Raw genomic sequence first — 1,363 nt, forward strand, 5'->3', positions numbered from 1 at the left:
CAAAATTGTTCTTCAATATTACATGCATCCGCCGGACACAGTTCAAAAGAATCGCTAGCATCTACTTGCACTGCATAAAAAAATTGGGAATTAATAAATTCTAGGCGGTGGATGACTTTTGGATTAGCCTCGATATATTCTTGAAGAATAGTAATCCCATCCACGGAGTTTTCAAAAGATGAACTGTGTACATGTTTTTCTAATTCTGCTTGATTGTTGAATAATTTCACGCCTAAACCACGACCTGCTCTATTGTGCTTGATGATAAATGGTTCTTTAAAATGTTTTGCAGCAGCGATGATTTGTTTTGGGCTGCTACAACATATTGATCTTGGTGTTGTAATGCCTGCCTCTTGCAAACGAGCATATTGTAATGATTTACTAATTTCTAAAGCTAAGGCGTTGCTGTTATTAATTACTCGCCGTTGATGCGACTCTAACCAATGTAAAATAGTTGCGGTGTATTCTGGTGCAAAGCGGTGACCTCTGGCGTGAGAACTAGCGCTCATTCTATTATAAAAAATTCCTTGAGGCGGGGCTGTGCCTAGATCAATACTCGCCTGTTCCACATGCCAATCAACAAAGGGTACTTGCAACTGCTCAAGAGCAGCTACTAAGGGACGAGTCCATTCCTCGTTTTCGTGAATGATGTGAACTTTCATTATTTTTTTTTGTAATATTTTTATCTTTTATTATTAGGGACACAAGTTTTGTTTATTTGTATTCATCCTTTAATTTACCAGGACTTACATCTTCAAAAATACCAAGCCAGTCTCAAGCTAATAGATCTAAGCTAAAGATATCATAGGAAAGAGATTGGTTTTTTGTTACAATTCTTGCCCAAGGAGGCTGCTCGATAAATTTAGTTATGTCAGAACATTTTTATATTGTTATTACGTACGTTGTCTTGATCAGCGTCTTTATTGGTTTTTTATATCAACGAGTGCGGCCGCATTTAGTTGCAGTTACTGGCATGGTCTTTCTTTTAATTGTCGGTGCGATTGACACTAAAGATATGATGAGCGTTTTTAGTAATAGCGCACCAATTACCATTGCTTGTCTATTTATTATTAGTGCCGCCTTAGATCAAACCGGCATCATTGATACCCTTGGTCGGTTTTTATTAAAACTTGCGACCAAAAATAAATATTTAGCCATCGGCTCCATGATCCTAGTGGTATTAGTTGTCTCAGCTTTTGTGAATAATACGCCGGTAGTGATTATTTTAACGCCGGTAATTATTGTGCTTGCTGAAAAATTAAAAGATTATCCTTCTAAATATTTAATCCCTTTATCTTATGCTGCGATAATGGGCGGTACTTGCACTTTGATTGGTACTTCAACAAATCTAGTCGTGAATAGT

2 protein-coding genes are annotated in these 1,363 nt (G+C 37.1%); one reads left to right on the top strand and one right to left on the bottom strand.

Annotated features, from left to right (window positions below; translation table 11 throughout):
• Window positions 1-662, bottom strand: a 662-nt coding sequence (locus KG732_RS12975) for a RimK family alpha-L-glutamate ligase (RefSeq protein WP_213524458.1), incomplete at its 3' end; no start/stop codon positions are given.
• Between the two features lie 206 nt (window positions 663-868).
• On the opposite strand from KG732_RS12975, the gene KG732_RS12980 reads away from it, so the two are divergent.
• Window positions 869-1,363: SLC13 family permease (locus tag KG732_RS12980; protein ID WP_213524460.1), on the top strand; the 495-nt coding region annotated here is incomplete at its 3' end.

The organism is Nonlabens sp. (assembly GCF_018401815.1).
Taxonomy (GTDB): Bacteria; Bacteroidota; Bacteroidia; order Flavobacteriales; family Flavobacteriaceae; genus Nonlabens.